This window comes from Streptomyces sp. LS1784 (assembly GCF_020103755.1).
Classification (GTDB): Bacteria; Actinomycetota; Actinomycetes; order Streptomycetales; family Streptomycetaceae; genus Kitasatospora.
The window spans coordinates 1-1,728 of record NZ_JAHSQD010000996.1 but is presented as its reverse complement, the minus strand read 5'-3'; the positions used below and the strand labels follow the sequence as shown (position 1 = coordinate 1,728).

General features: G+C 77.3%; 1 protein-coding gene. It reads right to left on the bottom strand.

All coding sequences use genetic code 11. The features are described from left to right. The coding region (locus KS423_RS45005) for a streptophobe family protein (protein WP_224285445.1) at positions 1–1,303 on the bottom strand (1,303 nt) is incomplete at its 3' end. Positions 1,304–1,728: the final 425 nt, after the last annotated feature.

The window sequence follows — 1,728 nt, the reverse complement described above, 5'->3', positions numbered from 1 at the left end:
CGCGGGTTGCGAGCAGGGCGCCGAGCTCGCCGGTCAGCAGCCCCCAGCCCGCCGCGAGCGGCACCGCCGTCCAGAGCACCGGGCGCAGGGTGAGGCTGCCGCCGCCCAGCCCGGCCAGCGGGTTGTTGCCGCCGAGCACGGCACCCAGCAGGTCGGCCAGCCCGCCCTGGCCGAGGCCGACACCGAGCACGGAGAGCCCGTAGTCGGCGTCCACCCGGGTCCACAGGCCCATCAGCAGCACGGTGACGGCGGTGGCGAGCGCGAACCGGACGGCGTGCTGCCAGAGCCGGACGGTGCGCGGCGAGCGGCGGGCCGCCAGGAACGCGGCCGCGAGCAGCAGGACGGCGGCCAGCGGCAGCAGCCACCAGACGCGCGCGTCCTGCTCCGCGAGGGTGCCGAGGTCGACGGTCGCCTGCCCGCCCCCGGGGGTGCGCAGCACGGCACTGAGCGGTTCGGGGACGGGCAGGCCGAGTGCGCCGACCAGCCGTCCGTGCCACTCGGCGCCGAGCCCGACACCGAAGGCCGGCCAGGCCAGGTTGGGCAGCGCGAGCAGCACCACGGCCAGGGTCTGCCGGGCGTTGTCGTGCACGATCGCGGTCAGCGCCCCGACCGCCGCACCGACCGCCAGGTACGCCAGCAGGACCAGCCAGAGCGCGAACGCGGCCGGGCGGACCGCGAGTTGGTAGCGCACCAGAGCGGGCGGCAGCGGGGCCCGCCGGGACACCGCGAAGGTGACCGCGAGTACCACGAGAAACCAGGCCAGCCCGATGCCCACGGTGGTCGGGCCGTCCGCGTGGAAGCCGACCTCCGGGGTGAGCCCGAGCACGCCGCCGATCGTCTGCGCCAGGTCGCCGCTGAGCGGGACGACGAAGGTGTGCTGGGCGCCGAGGGTGAGCAGCACCAGGGCGAGCAGCCAGAGCAGTACCGTCCGGCCGATCCTTCCGAGCAGTTCACCGCCGCCCACGACCGCACGGAAGCCCAGCCGGCGCAGGAACACCTCCGCCATCACGACCGCGCCGGCCACCGAGACGCTCAGCGGCATGGCGCTGATCCCGGCCCCGACGGCCGCGAAGTCTCCCGCGCCGCCGTCGAGTCGGACGGTGCCGCCGACGGAGAGCGCGAGCATCGCGGCCAGCACGGCGGGGAAGCCCCCGTCCGGGAGGTCGTCGGCGCCGGCGAGCCAGAGGCCGAGCGCGGCCACCGCCGCCATCGCGACCAACCCGGCCAGCACGACGGCGAGCGCGTCCAGCCAGCCGCGGACGGCGCCGGGCGGGCCCGCGGCCCGGGTGGTGGGCTGCTGCATGCCGTCTCCTCGTCGCTCGCGGGATGCTCGGGCCCCGGCCTGGGCCCGGGATCGCTCGGCATCCGGTCGGTTCCCGGCCGGGTGCCGTGGTGGTTTCCGGTGGGTTTCCAGGGTCGCCGACGGCCGGTGGGCGCGCTCGGCGACGCCCCGGGCACCTGCTGTTGCGGCGAACGGGGCGGCGGGAGAGAAAGAGAAGCGAGTGGCCGGAGCTTCCCGGGTCGGCCGTGGCCGGCCGGCCGCCTGCGAAACGGAGCCCCGATGACCGCCCAACCGCCTCCGTCCGGCCCGCCCACCGAGCCTGCGAACGATCGGCCGTCCGGGCCACTGGCCGGTCCGTCGTCCGGCGGGGATGCGGGCGGGCCGGGCGGACCATCGGGACCGGGCGGTACCGGCGGGCCCGGTGGGCCGTCGTCCGGCGGGCCCGG